Here is a 25,873-nt window from a genome sequence, read left to right on the forward strand (position 1 = left end):
ATTCGGTCAGTGTTGCAATCGGAAATGCAAAAATGAGACTGGAAACAACTATTACAGGAGGTGGGTTTTTGGATAAGTTCACGAAAGACGAATTAGAAGAAGCTCTCCGGGCTATAGATTCAACGATTAGTAAGTGTGAGAAAGTACAGCCAAAATTGAAACCAGGTACTTCTCAGCACACGCTGCTCATACGCAGGATTAAGGCGCTCTATATCGCATCAGCGCTGATAAAAAGAGAATTGGGTTTGTAAGCAAATGAAAAAGGAAGTCGTTTTAAGGGACGGAAAATTGAACCGCGACTTAGGTGTTGTCGAATAGTGATAATACCCCGCGGCCGGGAGCCCGTCCGTTGAACACCGCTTATCTCGTTCTCTTTGCATTGACCACATTGCGAAGCCGGAAGCTGGAGAGCACACGATCCAACCGGAACACTTCCTAACCCCGAAACCGCTACTCCTCCGCGGCGGAACACAATCCGGCTTCTGTAAAGTTAGTCCCGCTGAAAAGAGCAAACCTGACATCTCGATTGACCATTATTGGATCGTCCTTCTTGTAAAGTAATAACCATTTATGAAGGGGTGCTAGAATCGGCTTAGACTGCTTTTGACTGTTGATGCTGCCGGGGGAAGCGCTCGTTTTTTGATGTCCTTGTTCGGCGAACGAAATTGCTGTTGATGGGTGATATAATAGGTATAAATTTTTTTTCTAAAGACGATAGATACTCTCATTTGAACCTATTGCAATTCATGATGAGAAGCGAGGACAGCGTATCTTGAAGCATCGGCTTACCGATCGCCTCGCTCTGCGGTCCATTGTTCCGATGGAGCCGTACTATATGGGCGTATCCGGTCATGCGGATGCGGCCACATTAATGGATCAACTGCGTACAGAGCTGAAGAACGGTACCGATCTGATGAATCTGTTAGGGCCGGAGGAGGCGCCTTATTTAGGCAAGTATGATGAATTCATAGCTCCAGAGCTTGTCCGGAAGGCATTTGCCGTGGATGGGCTTGAGCTGTTCCTTGTCGAATGATTAACCATTGGACAAGAGTGCAATTTGTCGAATTTTGGTGGTTGGAAGTCATAGTGTTTTAGTCCTTTATCACCACATAATTAGTCGAATAATTTCGCCTGCTTGGGACTAATTCCCCTATCGCGCAGATCGTGGATATGGTTATTATGGATAGGTATGAAAATTCGTTACAGATCTTAGGAGGATACTCGCTTTGAAAAAATGGACACTTGCATTATTAGGGGCAATCTTGGCGTTGGGAATCACGGCTTGCGGCGACAAAGGCGCTTCCGGTGAAGCGACCAACGCAGAAAAACCGGCGGACACACAAACAGAAAACGCGCCGGCATTAACTGCGGATGAACTGCTGACGAAGATGGCGGAAGCCAGCCAAAAGATGAAGAACTTCGCTATGGATGCGAGCATCAACCAGAATATTACGGTCGCCCAAGGCGATCAGAAGCAAGAGCAGCAGGTTGATATCTCGATGAAGGCGGAATTCAACAAAGAGCCGTTCGGCATGTATCAAGAGATGAAAATGTCTATGCCGGGTCAAGGCGAACAGGACATTAAGCAATATATTTCGAAGGATGCGATCTACACCCAAGTAGATGGGGAGTGGGTGAAGCTTCCGGACGAAATGATTGGCGATATGGTGGCGCAACTGGAAGATTCCGCGAAAATCGAGACTCAAATGGAACAGTTCAAATCGTATTCCAAAGATATGAAAGTAGCGGAAGAAGGAGACAAGTACGTATTGTCAGCTGATTTGTCCGGCGATGGAATCAAAGAGCTGGCTAAAGACTTGATGAGCCAGTCGGGCAGCGGCGAAGATGCGCAAACGCAGGCGTTGATTGAGCAAATGGATATCAAAAATGTCAAAGTTACGTATGCGGTCAACAAAGAATCGTTCTTGCCTCTTCAATCCGACGTCAACATGACAATGGAAATGGAGCAAGACGGCCAAAAAGTCTCCATGGACATGGTGATGAAGAGCTCGTTCTCCAAGCATGACGAAGTAGGCGAAATCAAAGTGCCTCAAGAGGTGCTGGACAGCGCTCAATAATTTGTTCGCGTTCAACCGCCGGATCCGGAAGGATTCGGCGGTTTTTTGCGCGGGCGGACTTTTCTTGCTGCGTGTCGGGAAGGAGAAATCTATTCTCCCCGCTTTATGCCAGCCCCAGCTTGCTCTCGATCTGCCACAAGGCCTCCTCCACGGTGACGACTGTCTCTGTCTGTTCGGCCATGTCCTTGAGACGGAGCGCCCCGATGGCGGCCTCGCTCTCGCCGATAAGCAGCACGAAGCGAATTCGTTGGGATGCGGCGTAGGAGAGAGCTTTTTTGAGCTTCCGTCCGCTTGTATCCAGCGCGGTGCGAATCCCGCTGGCCCGAAGCGCGGCGGCGGTCCGGAGAACCTCGGGCAGGGTATCCCCGATCGCAATGACGACGGCCGGAGCGGGGGGCCTTGCAACCTGCTGCCGAGCAACTAATGCCATGATCGATTCCATGCCGAACGACAGCCCGACGGTAGGGTAGGCTGCATCCTGCCGCCCGGTGAACTGGCCGATGATCGCGTCGTATCTTCCGCCGGCGCCGAGGCTCGAGGTGAAGGTGCCCGAAGCATCAAAAATTTCATATACAGTGCCGGTATAGAAAGACAGCCCGCGGGACAGGAACGGGTCGAAAACGCAGCTTGCCGCGAGCCCGGTCCCATCGATAAGACGCTGCAGAGCGCGCACCTCGGATACGCCTTCCGACGATGGGAGGCCGTAAGCCGTGGCGAGCGAGTCGACTGAGATTTCTTCTCTCTCCATTAGGGCCAAGATTGCCCCGGTTACCTCTGGTTCCAAGCCTTTGGCAAGCAGCTCGTCCTTGACCCCTTCTTTTCCGATTTTGGCAATCTTGTCGAGCGTCAGCATGACCGACAACGCCTCCCCGGCCGGGACGCCAATCGACTCCAGCAGGTCTGCGAGGAACCGCCGGTTGTTCCATTTTATCGTCACCGGGATGTCCAGACGGCGGAACGCCTCGACGGCGAGCTGCATCAGCTCGGCCTCGGCTTCCGGCCCTGCAATGCCGACGATATCGGCATCGCATTGCAGAAATTCCCGCATCCTACCCCGTTTTACTGGCCCGTCGCGGAACACTTTGCCGATCTCATACCGCTTATACGGCAGCTCCAGACCGGGATTCATCGCGATGACCTTGGTGAACGGTATCGTCAGATCATAGCGCAGACCTAACTGCCGCTTCCCTTGATCGCTCAACCGGTACATTTCCTTCACAATTTCTTCCCCGCCGGCATATTTCGAGGTCAGTACATCAAGCTCATGCAAGATCGTGCTCTCCATCGCCTCGAAGCGGTACAGCTCGAACAGGTTCCGCAGCACGTCCTGCACTTGCTGGCGCGCCGCTTGCTCCGGACCGAAAAAATCATAAGTACCTTTTACATTTTGCATCGTACCCATCCTCCCTTGTTCATCTGAAAATAAAAAACGCGCCGGACCTCTTGGTCCCGCGCGCCGGATATATGCCGCAGGGAGGCCAACGCGAATAGCGCTAGCCCTCCCTGATAGGTTCAGGGGTGCTAACGCTTCTTGTGATGATGAAGTTGGTTCCGCTTGATTCGGTTCATGAGCAGGTTCCTCCATCGCAAGTAATATTACAGAGTATAGCGAATGGGTGGGGAAAAAGCAACTCCTCCGCCGGTCTCACGAAGCAGAATAAGACTGGAGCTGTGTCCTCGCCTTCTGAATGATGTCTCCGATCTTTTGCTCCAGCTGAAAGACTTGGCGGCTGCGTTCATTCCGCTGGCGGGAGGAGGATGTCATCGAGGTGAGCGCCTTCAGGCTGGCGCTGGCATCGCCCTTCCTCGCGGCTTGCGTCAGCGTCCTCCGGGCCGCAGACAGATTGCTCTTATAGGTGCCAGCGGCACTCTTCGCTCTCCTGAGCTGGACCTTGACCGTATCGATGGCGGAGAGCGTCTGGCGAATGCGCTTGACGGCGTCGGTGCGGACTTGCCTGGCCGACTTCAGCGCGGCTTGGCGGCGGCGGATGTCCTCCCGCGCGGTCTGGACGAGCGGCTTCATGCCGGTATGCTGCAGGCGGAGCGCCGCGTTCAACTGCTTGTTCTTCCATATCTTCGCGGCGGAGATCTGCTTGTTCAAGGCGGTGTAGGCGTCGAACAGCAGTTGATACTTCTTCTTCGCCTCTTGGACTTGTGAGTCGAGGCGCTTCAGCTTCTCCTCGTGCAGCCGCTTCAGCTGCTGGCGGATCGCGGTCAGCGCCTCCGCGTTATCGTAGTGCAGGCGCTTCGTCTTCTCCTGCCATTCCCGCTCCGCCGTCTCAAGCTGAAGCAGCTCCCGGTAGAGCTGAGTCAGCTTGTCCGCCTGTGTCTGGCCCGCTGCCGCCACCATCTTGTCGAAGGCGGCCTTGGCTGTGGCGGAGAGCTCCGCAGATGCCGCGTGGAGTTCGGCCGAGCCGGCCAACAGGCATGCGAGTGCAACGAGGAGCGCCGCTATGATCACGCCCAGTTTCTTCATCATGTTCAATCCCACCCTCTCTTCATCATTTTCATAAGATATCCGGCCCTGCCTGTCTTCCATATCCCCACGCGCAAGAAAGGAAAAAGCAAAAAAGCACCTGCAAGAAGGGCCATCAAGCCCATTCCTGCGGGTGCTTCCATCGCAAGTGCCGTTATATGTCATTGAAGTTAATGATATGAAAGAATGCAAGACTTGTCAAGGCGAACAGATGATGAGAGTGCTATACTTCGCAAAACAGACGATGAGAATGCCATACTTCTCAAAACAGACGATGAGAGTGCCTTACTTCGTAGTATGGAGCGGCTTGAGTGCCTTTATAGTGCGTCATTGTGAAAAGCGGAGGTTGTGGAAATAGGAGAGATAGAGGGGCCGGTTTCTTGGAGAAATCCTGCACCCGTGCATCAATTTTTTGTTTTGACTGGCCGATTTGGCAGCATTCCTGCAAAACTACATCAATTCCACTCGATTTCCTCCGATCCAAGCCGAAATAGCTTAAATTCCTGCACATTTGCAGCATTCCTTCAACCAATTAGGGGTGTTGGCCAAAATCCTGCAGAATTGCAGCATTCATTGTAGGAAGTGGCATTGTCGGCAAAATCTTGCGCAATCTCGGCCTCAACCAATTAGGGGCGTCGGCCAAAATCCTGCAGAATTACAGCATCCCCTCAACCAAAAAGTGTTTCCGGCAAAAATCCTGACATTAGACATGCGCTTTACCTTCTGCATAGAAGCGGATTTTCCCATACGGTCATCCTGATGATTAGCACGACCGATTGCCGCTGGGCCGTCGGCGCTGTCCATCCCGGTCTTGTCTCGGAAGCCGAGGTCACCAGAAAAGCGAAAGCAGCGGGCATATGAGGAGACGCGGCGACAATACGTTATCCAACGAGCAAATTCCTCCCCCGTTTTAAATTTATATTTTATATAAACACTATTTATATTTAAAATAAGGTTTCAATATGATAGGGAGTAACAGCCGCAAGCTGTTCAGCTCAGAACAATGGAGGGAGCATTAATATCTGTTGGCTATGCTTGGCAGCATGATTGACAACACGGAGCTTGGAAAGTGATCAATCATCTCATTAGGGAGCTTGGAAAGTGATCGCATTCGTTTCACGGCAGGGCGATGATGTCTCTTGCGGTGGCGCTTATTCTTTTGCTGGGGACGGGGCTATCTGGATTTGGGAGCGCTTCACCGCTTGTCCATGCGCAAGACGCGGATGGCGCGGGGCCGATTGTACTGGAGGAGTTCGACAATCTGGAGAACCTGCGGGCCAGCCATGCGAGAGCCAATTCCGTCGAATTGAGCCTGGTCAGCCGGCCGGAGACGATCTATTACGGTCATCATGCGGTGAAGCTGAGCTATGACTTTATCGGCCAACCGGATACATCGGCAGCGTATGTCAACTTCTATAATCCGTATGGCACAAGGGGGAGGGCGATCCCGGGAAAACCCCGGAAGTTAGGCGTATGGGTGTACGGCAATCAAAACAATAACTGGCTTCGCGCAGCGGTGGCGGATGGAAGCGACAAGGCTTTGCCTGCGCTCGATTTTACGTCATCATCGGGCTTCAATTGGCAGGGATGGAAATATGTCACCACTGACGTTCCGCAAAATATACAATGGCCTCTGAAGCTGAACCAGATCTATATGGCCGCGACAAAAGCGGAAAACAAAAACAGCGGAGCCATCTATTTCGATCGGCTGTCCGCTATCTATTCTAGCTCCCCGATTCATCACTTGGACATCGTTGCCGCCGCAGATGCAGCCCGGGAGCAGCCAAGCGGTTCAAGTGGTTGCGACGCAGCGAAAGCACGGCTCCCGAGCGGATCGAGAGCGGCGTTCAACTGACCAGCAGCGATGAGAATGTCGCTACGGTGACGCGGGCGACGTATGATTCGATCACGGCCGTCGGCGTCGGAACAGCCATTATTACGGCCGAATATGGCGATGCGCCCCCGGTCCGGGTGACGCTGAACGTGACGGAGGATGCGCTGAAGCTGGAGCGGATTGAGGTATCCGGACCGCAGAAGATGGTGCGGACAGCGACCGGTGCTTTGAAGGCGTATGCGGTCTATGCAGAACTTGAGGCGCCGGTGGAATTGGTGGGCGGCGCCAGCTTCGCCAGTAGCCGGCCGGAAGTGGTAAGCGTCGACGACCGCGGCGGGCTTGAAGCGCATGCCATCGGATCGGCGGCGATTACGGTCACGTCCGCGACTTACCGCAGCATCTCGGCGGTGCATGAGATCGAGGTGACCAAGCCGATCCCCGAGCTGGAGAGCATCCAATTGCGGGGCTTGAGCGCGGTCGCGATCGGCGGCTCGTTCGAGACGGAGGTGTACGGCATCTATTCGTGGGTGGAGGAGCCGGTGAAAATTACGGAAGGCGTGAAGTATACGAGCAGCAATCCGGAGGTCGCTTCGGTCGATGAGAACGGGACGGTGACCGGAATCAAGGTAGGTGGAACGGGCATTATGGCAACGAATGAGGGGAAGACGAGTTCCGTATATGTCGTGGTCAACAAGCCGGCAGCTATTCCGAAGGCGGAGATGAGAGCGGCGTGGATCGCGACGGTGGAAAATATCGATTGGCCGGCGAAGGGCACAACCGGCGCAGAGGAGCAGAAGCAGCAGTACAGGAAGCTGCTCGACGAGCTGCAGGCCGCGGGAATGAACGCGGTCATTATGCAGATTAAGCCGACGGCGGATGCCTTCTACCCGTCGGAGTACGGCCCATGGTCGGAGTGGCTGATGGGCGTGCAGGGAAAGGATCCGGGGTATGATCCGCTCGCGTTCCTGCTGGATGAGACCCATAAGCGGAACATGGAACTCCATGCCTGGTTCAATCCGTACCGCGTTACCATGAAAAACGATATTGGGCGGCTGGTGGAGGATCATCCGGCGCGGAAGCATCCGGATTGGGTAATCTCGTTCGCGGCAAGCTGTATTTCGATCCGGGCAATCCGGAGGCGCGGCAATTTATCACGGACAGCGTCATGGAGGTGGTGAAGAAGTATGACATCGATGCCGTTCATTTCGATGATTATTTCTACCCGTATCCGATTGAAGGCACCGAATTCCCGGACGATGTATCCTATACGAAGTACGGCACAGGGTTCCCGGATCGGGCTGCCTGGCGCCGGGATAATGTGAACCAGTTCATTCGTGGCGTAAGCGAGGCGATCAAGCGGGAGAAGAGCTACGTTAAGTTCGGCATTAGCCCGTTCGGTATCTGGAAAAATAAGAGCAAGGATCCCGAAGGCTCCGAAACGAACGGTTTAAGCAGCTATGAAGCACTGAACGCCGATGAGGAATGGATCGACTACATCACTCCTCAGATTTATTGGTATATGGGCTATTCTCCGGCCGCCTATGACAAACTGATTGCCTGGTGGAGCGGGGTGACGTCCGGGAAAAACGTGCATCTGTACAGCGGTCAGGCGATCTACCGCATCGGACAAGGTGATGGCTGGATGGATCCGGAGGAAATGCCGAACCAGGTGAATTTCAATCGCAATTTCGCGGAAGTGTCCGGCAGCATGTATTTCAGCGCCCAATGGTTCAACGTGAATCCGCTCGGCTTCACTGATCGTCTGCGCAGCGATCTGTACCGGTATCCGGCGCTCGTACCGGTGATGCCTGGCTTGATGCGCAGGCTCCGGCCGTACCCTCCGGGATATCGGCCCGCAATGCTGCCGGGGGCGTCGAGCTGAAGTGGAAGACGGCGAGCGATGAGACGTACTATACCGTCTACCGGTTCGAGGGCAAGATTGCGGGCAGCATTGCATTGCAGACCCGGCGCATCTGCTTGGCACGATCCGCAAGCAGGCCGGGCAAGCGATGCAGACTTATGTGGATCGCGCGGCGGAGAAGGGAGAACAATACACGTATGTGGTGACAGCCGTCGATCGGCTTCATAACGAGAGCGTTGCCAGCGAAGCTGTCACCTTGACGGCTGCGGAACCGGCCGTTCCGCTCTTCCCGGATCTTACCCCGGTGGCTTGGGCGCAGGAGGCCATTCAGCAATTGACGGCGCTTGGCATCGTCAAGGGGGATGTGGACGGCAAGTTCCGGCCGCTGAAGGCGGTGACACGGGCCGAGTTCGCGGCGATGCTCGTCCGCGCTTTCGATCTTTGGGATGACGGCACGCCGCTCAACTGGAACGATGTGAAGGAGACGGATTGGCATTATACCGTTATCGCCGCAGCCAAGCAGGCCGGGCTGGTACAAGGCACCGGCAAGGACCGATTTGAGCCGAACCGTCCAATCACCCGTCAGGAGATGGCGGTGATGGCTACAAAGGCGCTTGCCGCCTTCACGAGCACGCCAGAGGCAGCGGATGCGGAGTCGGTATTGGCCCGGTTCAAGGATAGGGAAGCGATTGCTTCCTATGCCGCCAAGGCGGTTGCGACGCTCGCACAGGCAGGCATCGTGAAGGGAACGGGCAGCGGCCTGTTCCATCCGAAGGGCGAGGCGAACCGGGCGCAGGCCGCGGTCATCGTCTGGAATATCGTGCAGAAGAAGGAATAACGGTTGCCGAAGGACACGGAACAGGCATGTCAGCTAACCCCGGAAGCTCCTCGGGTTAGCTTTTCCCCTATGGGCTGGGCGACCTTGGTGGGGGAACTGACCGGGGGGGATGGAATCGGCATCGATCCGCTGATCGCCTCCTTGCCCCAGAGCGGATATGCCTTCCGCATACCTGCCGTCATGGGTTTAACCTCATCGGGAGTCATTAATGAAGAGCGGCAGACGGAGCCCGATATGGAAGTCAGTGCCGTCAAGACCGGAAATCTGCTGGACGATCCGGCTGTGCAGGCCGTGATTCAGGAGGAGAAGAAGCATAAGGAGCCTCGAGGGTGAGGAGAGCCATTTCCGGAAAAGTTTCGTACCCGCTCTTGCTCTTGGGATGGACCTGTGTTAGGATGAGGATAACTTTGATAGAACGGAGGGTCACCGATGATTGACATGGCAACCATCTTCCGCTTGGGAAGAATCCGATTGAACGTATGTGCCACTAACTGAATAGTGCTCATTTGCTCTGCCTGTGTGCAGAGTGATCGGGAATGGTCTGCCTTGATTGCTCAGAGGAACCCTAATATGTTGCGCGACAGAAGAGGGAGGGACGATGCCTGCCTCTTTTGTTGTGCCTATATGACGCAGCACCTGCCAGGAACGAAGCGCTCGATGGAGCCGCTTCTTCTTCGGCGAACGCCTTCATGCGTGCGCCTGCCTGCTCCGTAACGGGAGCCTGTTGGCCGCGGGTGTTTTTCGCTCTACTAGGATATTGGCGGGATGGAAGGCTTGCGGGGTGACCGTGACTTCACGCGTGCCGTGCGGGGTATGCTAATATGCAGGGATGCTATGATCCTTTGCGCTAAGCGGCTTCTTCGCAGGGCTCGTCTTCCGATGACTCGACGCACAGGCGGAATGCCTGTGTTTTTTTGTATTGCTTACTCATGATTCACAATAATGATGATCCGTACCCAGGCGGGGCTTGGGTGCGCAACGGGGGAATAAATATGGAACAACTTACAATACAGCCGCAAAAAGCGGTGCTGGCCGGCGTAAATCTGAATCATCAGCCGGACTTCGACTATTCGATGGAGGAGCTGGCGAATCTGGCCGCAGCCTGCGGCGTGGAGGTCGTCGGCGTCGTAACGCAGAACCTGAGCAAGGTTAACACGTCGCATTATATCGGCACCGGCAAGCTGCAGGATGTGACGATTATGCTGAATCAGCATGAGGCGGATATGGTCATTTTCAATGATGAGCTGTCTCCGTCGCAGCTTCGCAATCTGGAAAAGGATCTCGACTGCAAGGTCGTCGATCGCACGCTCCTTATCCTCGATATTTTCGGCGAGCGGGCTAAGACGAAGGAGGCGCAGCTTCAGGTAGAGGTGGCGGAGCTGCAGTATATGCTGCCGCGCCTGGTCGGTCTCCGCGAATCGCTGGGCCGTCAGAGCGGCGGGGTCGGCACGAGGAACAAGGGGGCGGGAGAGAAGAAGCTGGAGCTGGATCGCCGCCGGATTGAGGAGCGGATTACCGCTCTGAACAAGGAACTCGAGACGCTTGTGGCTCACCGCCAGACCCAGCGGAAGAAGCGGAAGAAAACCGAGCTTCCGGTCGTATCGCTCGTCGGTTACACGAACGCGGGCAAGTCGACTGTGATGAACACGCTGGTGGAGCTGTTCACGGATTCGAAGGACAAATTCGTCTTCGAGAAGGATATGCTCTTCGCCACGCTGGACACGTCTGTTCGCAGCATTGATCTGGAGGACAACAAAACATTTCTGCTGACCGATACGGTCGGCTTCGTCAGCAAGCTACCGCATCATCTCGTCAAGGCGTTCCGCTCGACGCTCGAGGAAGTGAAAGAGGCGGACCTACTGGTCCATGTCGTCGATTTCTCGAATCCGGAATATGAACAGCATATCCGCATCACGAACGAGACGCTGAAGGCGATTGGAATCGAAGGGATCCCGATGATCTATGCGTACAACAAGATCGACCTGAAGGAAGGCGCCATTCCCGGATCTCAGGATTCGATTATTTATATGGCCGCCAAGCGCAAGCAGGGCATCGATGAACTGCTCGCCGCCATTCGCGCCCATGTGTTCAAGGATTATGTGAAATGCGAAATGCTCATTCCCTATGATCAGGGACAGCATGTGTCCTACTTGAACGAGCATGCGAACGTCCTCGCGACCGAATACGAGGAGTTGGGGACGAAGCTGACCCTGGAATGCCGTCAGAGCGATTATCAGAAATTTGCGCAGTATGTGTGCGAGGCTTAAGCCTAAGCTGAACCGAAAAAAGCCGCTTCCTTGACTATCGTCAGGGGCGGCTTTTTTGCGTAATCGGGTTCGGGTCGTAGATGGCTGGGAGGATGAAGCAGTTCCCGCTCAGGTCCGGTTCGAACGCTGATATGGTGGTATTTTAAGGGGGAACAGCCCGTCAACTCCTTGAAAATACGCCCGAAATGGGTCAGGCTCTCGAAGCCGACCCGTTCCGCGATATCCCCCATCTTGGCATCGGTATCCCGCAGCAGCAGGCGCGCTTCCTTGATCCGAACGTTGTTCACGTATTCGATAAGGGTAAAGCCGGTGCTGTCCTTGAACATTTTACAGAGGTATGAGGGACTGATATAAAACTGCCGGGAGATGGAATCAAGCGTAATGCGCCGGCTGTAGTTCTCGTTGATGAAGTTGATGATGGCGATGATTTTGGGATGAATCTGCTGCGGGCAGGCTCCATGCTGGTGTTGGCTGCTGTCTGCTTTGCGTTTCAAATAGATGAGCAGTTCAATGAGCAATATTGTGACATAATACGCATAGCCCGGGGGCTGGCTCAGTGATTCATGCACCATCCGGTCGAACAGCCCCTCTACCGTGCTCTGGTCGCTGCCGTCGAGACGGAGCAGATTCGTATCGGCCTGGAAGGCGGAGAACACGTCGAACTCCCCTTCCTTCGGAAGCAGGTCCGTGATGAATGCCCGCTTGAACTGAAGCGTGATGCGTTCGAAGACCGGGCCGCTCGAATTGACCAGCTTATGAATCTCGTTGACGTTAATGAACAGCAGCATGCCGCTCATCAGATGGTAGGTCTTATCCCCGACGAAGTACGATAATTTCCCCGAGACAAGATAAAAAATCTCATAGGCATCATGGTAATGACGCGAAGGCATGCTGGAACGGATCTTCCGTTCCCGGCTGATGTTGAAGATATCCGATTGATAGAAATTCGTCTCATAGGCATCGGTCGTATCCAAGGCGCTCAGCTCCATTGGGGGGATTTGCATCAATGTACCGAACAATAAGAGGAAAAACAAAGATATACAAGCCCAATCAGGCCCATATTCAACATATATTATTATTCCTGATTATTGTTGATTGTTCTTGTCTCCTGTCAGTTATTGAGTCGAAAGTAGTAGGAAAAATGTCATGAAATCTGAATTCTATTCTAGTAAAAAAGGCGGTCTTGGTGGTATATTTAGACATATAGAAAAAAGGGGGTCTTACCTTGAGAAAGAAATCAGCAGCCATCAGTATGGCAACACTACTTCTAGGGATGACGGTGGCTGGATGCAGCGGTGGCGATTCCACGACCGCCGAGATGGAGAAGAAAATAGCGGCATTGGAGAAAGAAAATGCGGAATTGAAAGCAACCTTGGGCAATACGGATGCGAGCAAAGCGGATGGCGAGAAGAAGGAGAACGCGGGCGACGACAGCGCCGGCAAGGCAGAGGAGAAGTCTGACCAAGATTCTGCTCCGGCAGACAAAGCCAAAGTGATTGAAGCGAAAAAGCCGCTCGAAATCGCTGATTTTGCCGAGCTGACCATTCAAGGAGCGAAGTTCGCCAACAAGATTACGCCGCCGAACCCGGACAGCTTCTACTCCTATTATGAAGTGAAGGATGCTTCCAACACCTACTTCGACACCGTGGTCAAGGTCAAGAGCTTGCTCACCGAAGGGAAATCGGCGGATGAGTTCGTGTCGGTCAAGGTCATTTACGACAATAAGTATGAATATTACGCTTTTTCCACGATCGAGGAGAAAGGCGGGGCGGACTTTACCTATACGAATATTACCAGCATCGAACCGCTGAAAACGGGTACGCTTCATTTCATTGCCGAGGTGCCTGCCGAAGTGGCGAAGGACAAGAAGCCGATCCAGGTCATCATCTCAAGCAATGGTGAGGATTATACATACACTTATCGTTAAATATAAGTCAATTTTGTGAAAAAATGTTATATCGAATTCTGCATCCAATTGCGGGCCTCCAGAGAGTAAGAGCTTCCTGAGAGGTTCGCATTTTTACTTTATCCGGCTCCCCGGCCTGCGAGACGACAAGGTGTTCTTCTTCTGCCGCGGGCTGTTATGACCGTCCCGCACGAATAGGCAAGCCGCTTCGCATCGTGCGGAAACCTCGGGTGCTGAACCGCTAAATTACAAGGAATGGCCGCGGCTAATGCAGGCATACAATCTATCAAATGGATTTGTAACCTATAGAATGGAGGAGGCGGTTGAATGAAAAAGATAGGGATTGGCCCGCGCATTGTTCTGCTGGCCGGGGTATTGGCGATTGCCTTGGCGCCGGGCGCTGCAAGCCTGGCGGCTGCGGCGGTTGGCACGGCAGAGTCGGCAGACCGGATCGCGGCCATGAATCAGGATGAGCGGGCTCACTATTTCGAGCAAGCGGCGCAGAGGCTGGCCGAAGTGGAACGGAAGCTCGCGCAGTCGAAGGCACTGTATCTGGACGTTCCGTATTCCAGCATCGACAGCAAGCTGCGTGACGCGAAGCTGGCTTATGCCCGGGCCGCCTCGGACGATAGCGAGCGCGACGCCGCGCAGCTCAGTCAACAGGTTGCGGCGTTGGAGCGGTTCCTGACGGAAGCGGAACATTTGAACATGGAGTCCCGCAAGGTGGAGCTGCGCGGCATACGGTTGCGGGTGAGCCCGAGCCCGGGCGATAATGAGGCGGGACGGGTGCGGGAGCGGCTGGAGCGCATCAAGGCCGCGCATTTCAACGCGGTCTATTTGGAGGCCGCGGATCGGACGGGAGCGGGAGCGGACCTGAGGGCGTCCGGGTCCGCAAATCCGGGGGCGGCCGAGAGCCTGGACGCGAATCCGAACGCGGGTCCGAGCGCGGCTGCGAATCTGGACGCGATCGCGACTGCGAGCGCGAACCCGGCCGTGAGTCAGACCGTGAAGCCGACTGTGAGCCCGACCGCGAATACGAACGCGAATACGAACGTTCCCGCTAACCCGAGCGCGAGCCTGGACGCGATCGCGAATTGGAACGCGGGTCCGGGGGCGACGGTGCATCCGAGCGCGAGTCCCGGCGAGACCGTGACTGCGCCCGCGAACCCGATCCCGGGTAGCCCAGCGTCAGCGGTACGCCCTTCATTCGCTGCGATGCAGGTGTATATCGAAGAGGGCGCAAAGCTCGGCTTAGCCGTATATGCCGGGGAAGCCGGCCCATTCGGCGGTAATCAGGGCGCCGCTATCGTGGACATCCGTATCGGCGCGGAGACGGATCCAGCCGCGGTAAGGAAGCTGATTCGGCAGAATGGAGCGGACCATGGGCTTGGCGCGATCATCACGGGGGAAGAGGCGTTCTTCGCCGGCGGTTATGAACGTGAACTGTGGTTCGGCCTGTACCGGAGCCAGGCGGCCCTACCGGAGCGGGACGCCACGAAGCCGGTCCGCGTGCTGCTGGAGCAGATGTCCCGCAAGGTGGGCGCGATTTATGTCCCGTTCGGCGGGATGAGCGGGGCCGCTGCGGAACGATACAAGCCGCTGCTGGACCTGCTGGCGTCATCGCTCTCGCGCACGCCTGAATGGAGCGGCAATGCCGCCGCTTCGATGCGGGACACCCTTGTGCAGCTGCGGGAATACATTCACCAGGACACGGAAGTGAAGGAAGAAGTGCGGAACCGGATGAGCGAGGATATCGCTCAATGCATTGAGCTGTTGGAGGCGCATTTGTCAGCGCAACGGGAAAGTGACAACGGATGCTCAAGCGGGGCGATGAGGCGGCGCGGGCCGGGGCCTGGCAAGGCGGAGGTTTGGTAAGGTTCATTTGTAAGCGCTCTATTGAGTGGGCTGCGTCGCAAGAGTCTGATCTGCACTGTTACGGCGCGCTGCAAGAGGCTGAACTGCTGGGGCTCTGCGGGTCAGCGCCAAAACTGCAAAAGTCCGATCCGTTGGGGCTCTGCACTTGGCCAGTGCTGCAAGAGGCTAATCCGCTTGAGCTCTGCGCTCGGCCAGCGCTGCAAGAGGCTAATCCGCTTGAGCTCTGGACTCGGCCAGCGCTGCAAGAGGCTAATCCGCTTGAGCTCTGGACTCGGCCAGCGCTGCAAGAGTCCGATCCGCTGCGGCTCTGCGTTCGGGCCAGCGCCAAAGCTGCAAAAATGCAGCAATTGTTTCTGGGCGGTGACCGCCCATGTGCCAATCCTGCAAAAGTGCAGCATTTTGCCCGTCGAAAGGCGGAATGAAGCAGAAATGCGTAAAATTGATGTACTTTTGCAGGAATTCCTGCCTTAATGCGCATTTTATGGTGAAAATCCTGCTCCTACGCAGGAATTTATCCCACCGAGCTCGCCAGCCCTACAGCAGACGTATCTCGTTGCGAAGGAGAAAGGAGTTGGTGGGTGCGGATATCGGATACAGTAAGATAAGGTTGGAATATAGCAAGATACGATGGAATATAGCAAGATACGGATGGAATATAGCAAGAGACGGGTCGGATTATAGTAGGATACGGATAGAATCTAGCAAGATACGGTTGGATTATAGTAGGATAAGGTTGGAATCTAGCAAGATCGGTTGGGATATAGAAGATCCGAATGGATTATGGTCAGATATGGATGGTATACAGTGATATGTGGTATATGTGGCTGGAATATAGTTAGAGTAATATACGGCAAAGATATAATGGGCTACGGTACAGGAACAGGGATAATAGGGAAACAAGGGAAACAGTATAGTGGGGGAAGAATGGAACGGCATGTCTGGGGCATGCCGTTCTTCGGCGTTCCGGGCTTCCGTTATCGAATGCAATCGCCCTGCTCGGTTCCGGGCGTCAGGCCTAAGCTGGCCGTTGAATTCCGGGCGAGCCCCCCAGAGCCGGGCCGCAGCGGTGTTTCCCCGCAGGTCGGGCTTTTATTTGCCGACGAGGACGAAGACGTTACGGTCCGGCGCCTCCATGACGGCCACATGGCCCGAGTCCGTCGGAAAAGGCTTGCGAATCCAGTTGATATCCGTTCTGGCGGACAGCGCTTCATAAGTGTAACACACGTCTTCCACATAGAATTCAATGTCGGCCATCTGGAGATCGGGATTATTTTGCAGGACGAGCTCGGAGCTCTTTTCGTCCGGGAACTTCATTCCGGCCAAGGTCCATGTTACACCGCCGCCGAGGGGCCGCTCGATGCGCCAATGTTCCGTCAAGCCGAGCGATTGGTAGAATTCGATCGAGGTTTCGATGTTTGCGGTGTACAGAGCGACGCATTCCAGTCTTTTGAACATAGTTACTTCCTCCTAGCGGTTGTTTGTTGTTGTGCCATGCTTGTGTCTACTGTATCATCTATATACGTCATAATTTGTCGTAGTTAAAAAAAGAAGTTGTGCTATAGTTGCAGAACAGTAGGATACGGGTGCGTTGACGATAGTTGCAGAACAGTAGGATACGGGTGCGTTGACGATAGTTGCAGAACAGTAGGATACGGGTGCGTTGATGATAGTTGCAAAACAGTAGGACACGGGTATATTGACGATAGTTACAGAACAGTAGGATACGGGTATGTTGATGATAGTTGCAGAACAGTAGGACACGGGTATATTGACGATAAATGCGGCACAGCAGGACTAGGTAGGATATGTTAACGACGATAGGTAAGCAGAACTTGGCTATGTTAACGATGAGTGTAGAATGGCAGAACACCGGTGGCCGGTGCGTTGACAATGGATGCCGAACGCGGTGCGTTCACGATGAATGTGCCGGGAACAGAGGAGGAACGAGGCAACGGCGTATGCAAAAAGCGAAACGGCTTATTGAGTTAATGATGCTGATCAACCAAAAACAGCAATTTACGGCCCGCGAATTGGCTGAGGCCTGCGGTGTGTCGCTGCGTACCATCCAACGAGATCTGTGCGATCTGGAGGAGCTGGGCGTGCCGCTGTATGCCGAATTCGGGCCTAAGGGAGGTTACCGTCTCCTGAAGGAGAAGCTGCTGCCTCCGCTGACGTTCACGGAGAATGAGGCGGTTGCGATGTTCTTCGCCTATCAATCGCTGCACAACTACACGTCGATACCGTTCGGAGAGGAGGCCGTCTCGGCACTGTCCAAGTTCTACAGTGTTCTGCCCCCGAACGCGAAGCGGACCATCGACCGTTTGAAAGACTGCATTCAGTTCTGGGTCCCGCGTAGAGAGCAGGAGGCTCCGTTTTTGCAGCCATTATTGGAGGCGGCTGTCGAGCGGCAAGCGATAACGATCCGCTACGATTCGGTGCAGGGAGAGAATGAACGGGACATTGTGCCGCTTGGTTTATATGCGCATAACGGGTATTGGTACTGCCCGGCCTATTGCTTCCGGAGGCAAGCCTACCGATTGTTCCGCGCAGACTACATCAGATCGCTGGAGCCACGGGAGTCATTGGAGCCAGAGATGCGGAGGCAGATGAAGAAGCTGATCACGCTGGAGCAATGGTTTCTGCCGCCTGTACGGCAGCATACCGTGCCGCTGCGGGTGGAATTGACCCACTTGGGTGTGAGGAAATGCGAGGCCGATCCTTGGCTCGATAAAGCGATCACGCGGCATGAAGACGGCTCGGGCACGATCGACACCCGCATTGGCGAGAGCGAAATCGAATACTATGCGGAGCGGATATTTGGCTTGGGCACGGACGCCTTGGTGAAGGAGCCTCCCGAGTTGGTGGATTTCATTCTGGGCAAGCTGGAGCAGCTTCGCAGCCGGTACCGCACCGAGAAGGCTTAGTGTATCAAACGATGGACGGATATGGGTGAAATCCCATATTCGTCTTTTTGTATGGGTTTCGTTTGAGTGCAGCTAAATTGTTGGTTTTAAAGTAAATAAAGCCAAAAATTTCAGCGTAAACTTTACAAATGACAAAGAATAAACAAAAAAATAATGTAATAATCAACATAAAACAATATAAAGCAATAAATTTTCATTGCGATATAGGTATGAAGGTGGTAGTATTTAAGTCAACAACAGGTTTTGTGGCTCTTGGCATAGGACCTGAAGAGCTTTTGATTACCTTAAAAAGGGGTGCAGGAGATGAAGTTCAAAGTGATGACCCGATTTGTGGCCGCCGTAATGGCCGTATCGCTTGTGTTGGCAGGCTGTTCGGCCGGGGGAGATTCCGCCCAAAGCAAGCCGAATGTGGACAAGAGCAAAATCGAAAATCTTCCTCAGCCTATTGCCAGCAAAGATGTGAAAGTGATGGTTATCCGCAAAATCGGAGGCGACGATCATACGGCCCAATTTCTGGCAGGCGCCAAGCAAGAGGGCGAATCGATGGGATTTACGGTGGACACGTACTCGGCGAACGGTGACACGGCCAAATTCCATGACGCGATAGCCCAAGCCCTGGAGAAGAACTATGACGGCGTCATTATCTCGCATGGGGATGACGCAGCTACCGTGGATGATGTCCAGAAGCTGACAGGGAAGGGGATTCCGGTCGTCACCTTCGACTCTAACCCGGATCTGGCCAAGATTGAGGGCGTGACGTTGACCTCGCAGGACGATAAGCAGTTGGCCCAATTGGCGTTGGACAGCATGAATAAGCAGCTAAATGGAAGCGGTAACATCATCTATTTATGGGTGGACGGGTTTCCGCCGATGGTAAGCCGCAATGGCGTATACCAAGACTTTTTGAAGGCGAATACGGGCATTAAGGAGATTGAGCGCTTCGGCGTCGCGGCATCCGATACGTCGGTGCAGACGCAGAATGCCGTATCGGCGATGCTGACCAAGCACGGCCCAGGCCAGATCGACGCCATCTTCGCCACATGGGACGCGTTCGCCATCGGCGCGGCACGGGCCGTGAAGGAAGCCGGCCGGGACGAGATCGAAATTTACGGCATTGACGTGTCGAACGCCGATTTGCAGCTGATGCAGGAAGAGAACAGCCCATGGGCCGCCACGGCCGCTGTCGATCCGAAGGTGATCGGCGCCGTCAATATGCGCCTGGTCGCGAAGAAAATCGCAGGCGAGGACACGCCGCAAACCTTCGACCTCAAGCCGACGATGATTACGCAAGAGCAATTGAATTCCTCCGGGGAGAAAGTGAATATGGAGAGCCTCAGCAAGATCATCCCGGATTGGGGCGTAAGCACGGACTTCGAGGAGGACTGGATGCAAGCGCTCAAGAAAGCGTATTCATCCGAATAAGAAAGGGACGGAGGGAAGCGCGCAAGGGCCTGCGCGGCCAACGCCGGATGGACGGCGCTTGCCTCCCGATTCCGTACAGGAGGTGGAGAGATGATTGGACAGCAAGCGGTTCGCCTGGATATGAAGCAGATTTCCATTGAGTTCCCCGGGGTGAAGGCGCTGGACAACGTGGATTTTACGACCGAGACCGGAACCTCCCATGCTCTGATCGGCGCGAACGGGGCGGGCAAGTCGACGTTGATGAAGGTGTTGTCCGGAGCCTACAATCACTACACGGGTGACATATTTATCGGCGGCCAAGCGGTGCAGATTCGTTCGCCGAAGGATGCGAAGGACTTGGGCATCCAGATCGTGTATCAGGAAGTGGATACGGCGCTCATTCCTTATTTGACGGTCGGCGAGAACATTATGCTGGATGATACGGTCAACGACATGGGGAAAAAGCAGTGGATCAACTGGAAGCGGATACACAGCGGCGCGAAGGCGACGCTCGAACGGATGAACGTGAAGGTGCCGACGAAGAAGCTGGTCAGCGAGCTGACGCTGGCCGAGAAGCAGATGGTTCTGATTGCGCGGGCCATAACGAAGGAATGCCGCTTTCTTATTTTGGACGAGCCGACAGCGCCGCTCAGCCATGCGGAGACGGAGGAGTTGTTCCGCATCGTGCGGGATTTGAAAAAGAACAATGTCGGGGTCATCTTCATCTCGCACCGTCTGCCGGAGCTATTCGACATATGCGACGACATTACGGTGATGCGGGATGGGCAATTCGTCGTCAATAAGCGGATTGCGGAGACGAATTCGAACGAGGTTGTAGAGCGGATGCTCGGCAAAAAAATGGATGACCAATTTCCGAAGCTCCCGATCGAGATCGGAGATACCAATTTTGAAGTAAAGGGCCTGACGGATGGCGACAAGCTGAAAAATATCGATTTCTATGTGCGAAAAGGGGAAATCATCGGCCTCGCCGGACTGGTAGGCGCCGGCAAAACGGAGCTGTGCAAGGCCTTGTTCGGCGCGTCCCGCATTGTGGCGGGCGAGCGTGTGCTGCAGAAGCGGAAGCTTTCCATTCGAAATTGCAACGAAGCCGTGAAGCAGGGAATCGCCCTTGTGCCGGAGGAGCGGCGCAAGGAAGGTATTCTCGTGCTGGAATCGGTGGTCAATAATTTGTCGGTTGCCAATCTGGCGAAGTTCTGTGCGTACAAGACGTTCCTGCAGTTCGGCAAGGAGAAGAAGGAGGCGCAGAGGCTGATTCAGGATCTGCGCATCAAGACACCGAATGAGCTGGCGAAGGTGAAAAACTTGTCGGGTGGAAATCAACAAAAAGTGGCGATCGGGAAATGGCTGACGACCGAGGCGGAAGTGTATATTTTCGATGAACCGACCAAAGGCGTGGACGTCGGAGCGAAAAAGGACATCTTCAAGCTGATTTCACAGCTTGCGCAGCAGGGGAAGAGCATCATTTACGCCTCCTGCGAGCTGTCGGAGATCATCGGCATCACGGATCGCGTCTACGTGCTCTATGATGGCGAGATCGTGAAGGAGCTCCAGACGAGCGCAACCAATGAAGAAGAATTATTGTTCTACTCGACGGGAGGAAAGTAGCATGAGCATGAGCACAGGGACAGGGCAACAGCGTCAAGTGAAGGCGGCCAAGTCTTTCGATTTCTTCGATTTTCTATATAAATACGGAACGATTGTAACGATTCTCATCCTGATTGCCGTGTTCGGAATCATGTCCGAGAGCTTCCTGATGCCTACGAATATCATCAACATCTTGCGCTCGATCTCCATCGTTACCGTCATTGCGATCGGGATTACGATCTCGCTCTCGGTGGGCGGCTTCGACCTGTCGGTCGGTTCCGTGGCGTCGCTGGCCAACGCCGTCGTCATCTCCATGTTCGTCTGGCATTCGCAGAATGCATTCGTCGGCATCATTATGGCGATCGCGATCTGTCTAATCGCGGGCCTGCTGAACGCATTCATGATCGTCAAAATGAAAATTCAAGACATGCTCATGACGCTGGCGATGATGTTCATCATCCAAGGGGTAGCGCTCACCTATACGCGAGGGGCGACCGTATCGCAGAACATGGTCATGCCGGACGGCTCGTTCGCCACGGGCCAGATCAGCGCCTTCTTCTCGAAAATCGGCCAGGTGCCGTGGATTATCATCATTATGCTTGTCGTCGTTGTCCTCGTCCATATTTTCCTGAACTATACGAAGCACGGCCGGTACATGTATGTCATCGGCGGCAATATGGAGGCGGCCAAGCTGTCAGGCATTCCCGTCAATAAATATCGCGTGCTCGCCTATGTACTGTCCGCCGGATTCGCGGCCATCGGCGGCATTATGCTGGCGTCCCGCGTCATGACGGCGGAAGTCAATGCGGGCGCTCCTTATCTCATGGACGCGGTGGCGGCGGCCTACATCGGGTTCTCCGTCGCGGGCGCAGGCAGACCGAACGCGTTCGGCACCTTCGTCGGCGCGGTGCTCATCGGCATTTTGCAGAACGGCCTGGTCATGATGTCGGTTCCTTACTACGCGATGGACATCGTGAAAGGAACGGTGCTCGCTTTTGCTCTGGCTTTAACCTATTACAAACAGAAATAACGGGTGCAGGAGGAGATCGAAATGAGCGAATTCAAGACGTATTTCACGATGACCGAAAGCGATGTAATTCACTACGCCCTCAGCCAGCTTGATTACTTCGACCGGGATGCCGAGCTGTCCTGCAAGGAAATCGGGGACGGCAATCTGAACTATGTGTTCCGGGTCGCGGACGGAAAGACGGGGCGCTCAATCATTATCAAGCAGGCCGGGCCGGTCGCCCGCATCTCGGATGAGTTCAAGGTATCGCCGGACCGCAACCGGATCGAGAGCGACATTTTGCGCATCGAGCATGAACTGGCTCCGGGACTGGTGCCGCAAGTGTACAAATATGATCCGGTCATGAACTGCTGCGTTATGGAGGATTTATCCGATCATGAGATACTGCGCACCGCCTTGCTGAAGCATAAGCAGTTCCCGCTGTTCGCCGAGCATATCTCGACCTTCATGGTTAATACGCTGCTGCTGACATCGGACGTCGTCATGAATCATAAAGAAAAGAAGGAGCGGGTGAAGGAGTTCATCAACCCGGATCTGTGCGAGATAACCGAGGATCTCGTCTATACCGAGCCGTTCTACGATTGCCAGCGCAATGATGTGTTCCCGCCGCTGCTCCCGTTCGTGAAGGAATATTTGTGGGAGGACGAAGCGCTGCTCCTGGAGACGGCGAAGCTGAAGTTCGAATTCATGAGCAATGCCCAGTCGCTGATTCACGGCGATCTGCATACGGGCTCCATCTTCGTGAAGCCGGATTCGACCAAGGTGATCGACCCGGAATTCGCCTTCTACGGACCGGCCGGCTACGACGTGGGCAATGTCGTCGCGAACCTGATCTTCGCCTATGTCCATGCGGACAGCGTCATGGAGGACGGCGCGGAGAAGGAACGGCAAAAAGACTGGCTCCTGTCGGCGATACAAGATACGATTGATTTATTCAAAGCGAAATTTTTGGCGGCGTGGAAGGTATCCGCGACGGAGCCATGCGCTTCCTACAAAGGCTTCGATCAGTACTATCTGGAGACGATTTTGCGGGATACGGCAGGGGTTGCCGGGCTGGAGCTGTGCCGGCGGACGCTCGGTCTCGCGCATGTCAAGGACATTACGTCGATTGCGGACGCGAACGTGCGCGCACGGGCGGAGAAGATGTGCATCGTCATGGGCAAGCGGTTCATTATGGAGCGTCATCTGATGAAGAACGGAGCGGACTTCATGAAGGTCATTACGGCCGCTGGCGAAGTGTACAGCAGATAAGGAGGTCATGGGACGATGGGAGACAACAGCATGACAGCGACAATGATTCAATCGGTAACGTTGGATGATGCGAACGATACGCTGGTCATTCTGGACCAGACGGTGCTGCCGAATGAGAAGGTATTTCTCAAGCTGAAGGAATTGAAGGACATTTGGGACGCGATCTACCATCTGAAGGTGCGCGGCGCGCCGGCGATCGGCATTGCGGCGGGATATGGCCTGTATCTGGGCGTCAAGGCTTCGGTGGCGGCGACGAAGGATGATCTGGCCGAGGATTTCAAGCGGGTGAAGGACTATCTGGCCTCCTCCCGTCCGACAGCAGTCAACCTGTTCTGGGCGCTCGATCGGATGGAGGCGCGCTTCCGGCGGGAGCAGGACGGAAGCATCTCCGAGATCAAGGAAGCACTGCGGGAGGAGGCGGAAGCGATCCGGGCCGAGGACGAGCAAGTCTGCGAGCAGATCGGCCGCCATGCCTTGTCGCTGCTCGAGCCGGGCTGGGGCATCCTGACGCACTGCAACGCGGGGGCGATTGCGACGGCCAAATACGGCACGGCGCTGGCGCCCATCTATTTGGGCGAGGAGCAGGGATACGGCTTCAAGGTGTATGCCGACGAGACAAGACCGCTGCTGCAGGGCGCACGCCTGACGGCATGGGAGCTGCAGGAGGCGGGCATCGATGTCACGCTTATCTGCGACAACATGTCCTCCATCGTCATGAAGGAAGGCAAGATTCAAGCCGTCCTGGTCGGCTGCGACCGCGTGGCTGCCAACGGGGACACCGCCAATAAGATCGGCACGTCGGCGGTGGCGATTCTGGCGATGCATTACGGCATTCCGTTCTATGTGTGCGCGCCGTTGTCCACGGTGGATCTGCAGTGCGCGACGGGCGACGATATTCATATCGAGTTGCGTCCGGATGAAGAGATTACGAGCAAGTGGTATGAAAAGCCGATGGCGCCGGCAGGAGTCAAAGTCTATAACCCGTGCTTCGATGTGACGGATCACGAGCATATTACGGCGATCATTACGCAGCACGGCATTGCATATCCGCCGTTCGCCGACAGTCTGCCCGCCATGTTCGCGAAGCAAGTATCGGGCAACTAAATAGAGCATATAAAAAAGGGAGTGTCTCATAGGCATTGCAAAATGATTGAGGTGACGAGTTAACAGAGAATGTGGATGCGGGAAAAACGGAAACGCTCGCATAGAGACTGTACAGATCGAAAAACGGCGGCGCGCAAAACGGTGGAAGATGGATGAAGCAGTGAATTGCTGCGTGGATGCAGCAATTTCTGCTCTTTAAGCCGCTATTTTATGAAAGTCCTGCAAAAATACATTATGTTCATCGATTTTTGTCTTGTATCGATTGGATCGTCAGAAATTGATGCTGTTTTGCAGGATTCCCAGTAACGGAGTACACGTTATAAAGGAAAAGTGCATTTCTGCAGTTTTTTGGCGAGTCGAGCTTTGAGAATCAGGGGGGCTGTCTCACTGTAGTGAAATACTACTTGTGGGACACCCCCTTCTTTTCGTTGTTTCTCTGTCTTGGCTCCTGTTGGATTCAACGGCATCGCCGCCTGAGCTTCCTCAGACACATTCATGCAGCGAGATATTGCGCGAATCGAGGAACTCGTGCCAATCCTCTCCCAGTTGCTTGTCGGTCACGAGCGTATGGATGCGCTCAAGGGGACAAATGCTGGCGAAGGAGGTGCGGTCGAACTTCGTGAAGTCTGCGACGAGATAGACCTTGTTCGCGCGCTCTACCGCGAGCCGGCGCACCTCTGCCTGCTGCTCGTTCGAATCGGTGATGCCGTGCTGCATGCTGACGGAGCGGCATGAGATGAAGGCCAGATCGAAGAAGTAGCTGTTCATATTCAGCTCGGCGTTCCGTCCGAGCGCGGACATGGAGCTGGAAGAGATGCCACCGCCGATCATGACGAGATGGACGTTACTGTTATCGATTAAGGCGTTGGCGATTTTGAGCGAGTTGGTGACGACCGTAATGCGCTTATTCTCCAACTGCTGCGCAATATAGAGCGACGTCGTCGACGCATCCAAAAAGATGGAATCGCCGTTGGTGATGAATTCGGCGCACCGCTCGGCCATGCGCTTTTTGCCGTCGACGTGGATATGCTCCCGCAGGTTGACGTTCACGTCATTCTGCACTCCGTCCGGAACGTAAGCTCCACCGTATGTGCGTATCAGAACGCCCTCGTCCTCCAGTTGCTTCAAGTCGCGGCGGATCGTTTCTTCCGTCACGTTGAACAGGGAGGTGAGCGCGGCGACGGTCACGCTCTTCTGCTCCATAATGATTTCTTTGATTTTGGCTTTTCTGGCTACTGGTAACATGTATCTATTCGCTCCTAAAAACAGACATTTTATTGTTTTCCAATAAGTATAACATACTTTTCTTCTGATAAAAGTACTGTGTTTTATGGGGTGGTTGTCGTTTGTGTTCCGATAAAGGCCTGATTCAATCTAAATATAGAATAAAAAGAAGAATAATGATGAATTTTGTACACATAAAACA

20 protein-coding genes and 1 pseudogene are annotated in these 25,873 nt (G+C 54.5%); 16 read left to right on the forward strand and 5 right to left on the reverse strand.

Going from position 1 to position 25,873, the window contains the following annotated elements:
* The first annotated feature begins 68 nt into the window (after window positions 1–68).
* From DQX05_RS05535 to DQX05_RS05545, 3 genes are all read left to right on the forward strand, one after another.
* Complete coding sequence (locus DQX05_RS05535; RefSeq protein ID WP_087443223.1) at window positions 69–251, forward strand: hypothetical protein; 183 nt, start codon at window positions 69–71, stop codon at window positions 249–251.
* Window positions 252–772: 521 nt separating this feature from the next.
* Window positions 773–1,033: a hypothetical protein gene (locus DQX05_RS05540; RefSeq protein WP_182914632.1), complete on the forward strand. Its 261-nt coding sequence runs from the start codon at window positions 773–775 to the stop codon at window positions 1,031–1,033.
* Window positions 1,034–1,226: 193 nt separating this feature from the next.
* On the forward strand, window positions 1,227–2,078 hold the full coding sequence (locus DQX05_RS05545; RefSeq protein ID WP_119791622.1) for a DUF6612 family protein: 852 nt from the start codon (window positions 1,227–1,229) through the stop codon (window positions 2,076–2,078).
* A 103-nt stretch (window positions 2,079–2,181) separates the two neighbouring features.
* Here DQX05_RS05545 and DQX05_RS05550 read toward each other — a convergent pair whose 3' ends face one another.
* Complete coding sequence (locus DQX05_RS05550) at window positions 2,182–3,471, reverse strand: histidine--tRNA ligase (protein WP_119791624.1); 1,290 nt, start codon at window positions 3,469–3,471, stop codon at window positions 2,182–2,184.
* A 252-nt stretch (window positions 3,472–3,723) separates the two neighbouring features.
* On the reverse strand, window positions 3,724–4,557 hold the full coding sequence (locus DQX05_RS05555; protein WP_119791626.1) for a hypothetical protein: 834 nt from the start codon (window positions 4,555–4,557) through the stop codon (window positions 3,724–3,726).
* A 1,141-nt stretch (window positions 4,558–5,698) separates the two neighbouring features.
* Here DQX05_RS05555 and DQX05_RS31670 point away from each other — a divergent pair.
* From DQX05_RS31670 to hflX, 5 genes and pseudogenes are all read left to right on the forward strand, one after another.
* Window positions 5,699–6,409 (forward strand): hypothetical protein, encoded by a 711-nt coding sequence (locus DQX05_RS31670; protein WP_259391793.1) that lies wholly within the window; start codon window positions 5,699–5,701, stop codon window positions 6,407–6,409.
* A gap of 182 nt (window positions 6,410–6,591) precedes the next feature.
* A pseudogene (locus tag DQX05_RS31675) lies at window positions 6,592–8,270 on the forward strand (family 10 glycosylhydrolase).
* Window positions 8,271–8,397: 127 nt separating this feature from the next.
* Complete coding sequence (locus tag DQX05_RS31680; RefSeq protein ID WP_259391794.1) at window positions 8,398–9,087, forward strand: S-layer homology domain-containing protein; 690 nt, start codon at window positions 8,398–8,400, stop codon at window positions 9,085–9,087.
* Between the two features lie 3 nt (window positions 9,088–9,090).
* The gene (locus DQX05_RS05565) at window positions 9,091–9,420 is read left to right on the forward strand and encodes a S41 family peptidase (RefSeq protein WP_147385156.1); all 330 of its coding nucleotides are present in this window, start codon (window positions 9,091–9,093) and stop codon (window positions 9,418–9,420) included.
* Between the two features lie 659 nt (window positions 9,421–10,079).
* Window positions 10,080–11,354, forward strand: a complete 1,275-nt coding sequence (gene hflX, locus DQX05_RS05570) for a GTPase HflX (RefSeq protein WP_119791630.1) — start codon at window positions 10,080–10,082, stop codon at window positions 11,352–11,354.
* Between the two features lie 2 nt (window positions 11,355–11,356).
* On the opposite strand, the gene DQX05_RS05575 is transcribed toward hflX, so the two are convergent.
* Window positions 11,357–12,328 carry an AraC family transcriptional regulator gene (locus DQX05_RS05575; RefSeq protein ID WP_259391796.1) on the reverse strand — a complete coding sequence of 324 codons (972 nt, stop codon included), beginning with the start codon at window positions 12,326–12,328 and terminating at the stop codon, window positions 11,357–11,359.
* A gap of 251 nt (window positions 12,329–12,579) precedes the next feature.
* Between DQX05_RS05575 and DQX05_RS05580 the strand changes: the two genes are divergently transcribed.
* Window positions 12,580–13,281 carry a hypothetical protein gene (locus tag DQX05_RS05580; RefSeq protein ID WP_259391797.1) on the forward strand — a complete coding sequence of 234 codons (702 nt, stop codon included), beginning with the start codon at window positions 12,580–12,582 and terminating at the stop codon, window positions 13,279–13,281.
* A 306-nt stretch (window positions 13,282–13,587) separates the two neighbouring features.
* On the forward strand, window positions 13,588–15,135 hold the full coding sequence (locus tag DQX05_RS05585; protein WP_119791633.1) for a hypothetical protein: 1,548 nt from the start codon (window positions 13,588–13,590) through the stop codon (window positions 15,133–15,135).
* Window positions 15,136–16,224: 1,089 nt separating this feature from the next.
* Here the strand turns inward: DQX05_RS05585 and DQX05_RS05600 are convergent.
* Window positions 16,225–16,590 carry a VOC family protein gene (locus DQX05_RS05600; RefSeq protein ID WP_119791639.1) on the reverse strand — a complete coding sequence of 122 codons (366 nt, stop codon included), beginning with the start codon at window positions 16,588–16,590 and terminating at the stop codon, window positions 16,225–16,227.
* 503 nt (window positions 16,591–17,093) lie between these two features.
* On the opposite strand from DQX05_RS05600, the gene DQX05_RS05605 reads away from it, so the two are divergent.
* The 6 genes from DQX05_RS05605 to mtnA all read left to right on the forward strand — a co-directional run bounded on the left by DQX05_RS05605 (window position 17,094) and on the right by mtnA (window position 24,447).
* Window positions 17,094–18,059 carry a helix-turn-helix transcriptional regulator gene (locus DQX05_RS05605; protein ID WP_119791641.1) on the forward strand — a complete coding sequence of 322 codons (966 nt, stop codon included), beginning with the start codon at window positions 17,094–17,096 and terminating at the stop codon, window positions 18,057–18,059.
* A 303-nt stretch (window positions 18,060–18,362) separates the two neighbouring features.
* Complete coding sequence (locus DQX05_RS05610; protein WP_119791643.1) at window positions 18,363–19,481, forward strand: sugar ABC transporter substrate-binding protein; 1,119 nt, start codon at window positions 18,363–18,365, stop codon at window positions 19,479–19,481.
* 90 nt (window positions 19,482–19,571) lie between these two features.
* A complete protein-coding gene (locus DQX05_RS05615) occupies window positions 19,572–21,086 on the forward strand; it encodes a sugar ABC transporter ATP-binding protein (protein WP_119791645.1) in 1,515 nt (504 codons plus the stop codon).
* A gap of 1 nt (window position 21,087) precedes the next feature.
* A complete protein-coding gene (locus DQX05_RS05620) occupies window positions 21,088–22,095 on the forward strand; it encodes an ABC transporter permease (protein WP_119791646.1) in 1,008 nt (335 codons plus the stop codon).
* A 21-nt stretch (window positions 22,096–22,116) separates the two neighbouring features.
* On the forward strand, window positions 22,117–23,343 hold the full coding sequence (gene mtnK, locus DQX05_RS05625; protein WP_119791648.1) for an S-methyl-5-thioribose kinase: 1,227 nt from the start codon (window positions 22,117–22,119) through the stop codon (window positions 23,341–23,343).
* A gap of 30 nt (window positions 23,344–23,373) precedes the next feature.
* A complete protein-coding gene (gene mtnA, locus DQX05_RS05630; RefSeq protein WP_259391798.1) occupies window positions 23,374–24,447 on the forward strand; it encodes an S-methyl-5-thioribose-1-phosphate isomerase in 1,074 nt (357 codons plus the stop codon).
* A 483-nt stretch (window positions 24,448–24,930) separates the two neighbouring features.
* On the opposite strand, the gene DQX05_RS05635 is transcribed toward mtnA, so the two are convergent.
* Complete coding sequence (locus tag DQX05_RS05635) at window positions 24,931–25,692, reverse strand: DeoR/GlpR family DNA-binding transcription regulator (RefSeq protein ID WP_119791652.1); 762 nt, start codon at window positions 25,690–25,692, stop codon at window positions 24,931–24,933.
* Between the last annotated feature and the right edge of the window lie 181 nt (window positions 25,693–25,873).

Source organism: Paenibacillus thiaminolyticus, from assembly GCF_003591545.1.
GTDB lineage: Bacteria > Bacillota > Bacilli > Paenibacillales > Paenibacillaceae > Paenibacillus_B > Paenibacillus_B thiaminolyticus_A.

Coding starts and splice junctions, on each gene's coding strand:
- DQX05_RS05550 (WP_119791624.1), bottom strand. CDS start 3,471: ATGCAAAATGTAAAAGGTACTTATGATTTTTTCGGTCCGGAGCAAGCG.
- DQX05_RS05555 (WP_119791626.1), bottom strand. CDS start 4,557: ATGATGAAGAAACTGGGCGTGATCATAGCGGCGCTCCTCGTTGCACTC.
- DQX05_RS31680 (WP_259391794.1), top strand. CDS start 8,398: ATGCAGACTTATGTGGATCGCGCGGCGGAGAAGGGAGAACAATACACG.
- hflX (WP_119791630.1), top strand. CDS start 10,080: ATGGAACAACTTACAATACAGCCGCAAAAAGCGGTGCTGGCCGGCGTA.
- DQX05_RS05585 (WP_119791633.1), top strand. CDS start 13,588: ATGAAAAAGATAGGGATTGGCCCGCGCATTGTTCTGCTGGCCGGGGTA.
- DQX05_RS05600 (WP_119791639.1), bottom strand. CDS start 16,590: ATGTTCAAAAGACTGGAATGCGTCGCTCTGTACACCGCAAACATCGAA.
- DQX05_RS05605 (WP_119791641.1), top strand. CDS start 17,094: ATGCAAAAAGCGAAACGGCTTATTGAGTTAATGATGCTGATCAACCAA.
- DQX05_RS05610 (WP_119791643.1), top strand. CDS start 18,363: ATGAAGTTCAAAGTGATGACCCGATTTGTGGCCGCCGTAATGGCCGTA.
- DQX05_RS05615 (WP_119791645.1), top strand. CDS start 19,572: ATGATTGGACAGCAAGCGGTTCGCCTGGATATGAAGCAGATTTCCATT.
- DQX05_RS05620 (WP_119791646.1), top strand. CDS start 21,088: ATGAGCATGAGCACAGGGACAGGGCAACAGCGTCAAGTGAAGGCGGCC.
- mtnK (WP_119791648.1), top strand. CDS start 22,117: ATGAGCGAATTCAAGACGTATTTCACGATGACCGAAAGCGATGTAATT.
- mtnA (WP_259391798.1), top strand. CDS start 23,374: ATGACAGCGACAATGATTCAATCGGTAACGTTGGATGATGCGAACGAT.
- DQX05_RS05635 (WP_119791652.1), bottom strand. CDS start 25,692: ATGTTACCAGTAGCCAGAAAAGCCAAAATCAAAGAAATCATTATGGAG.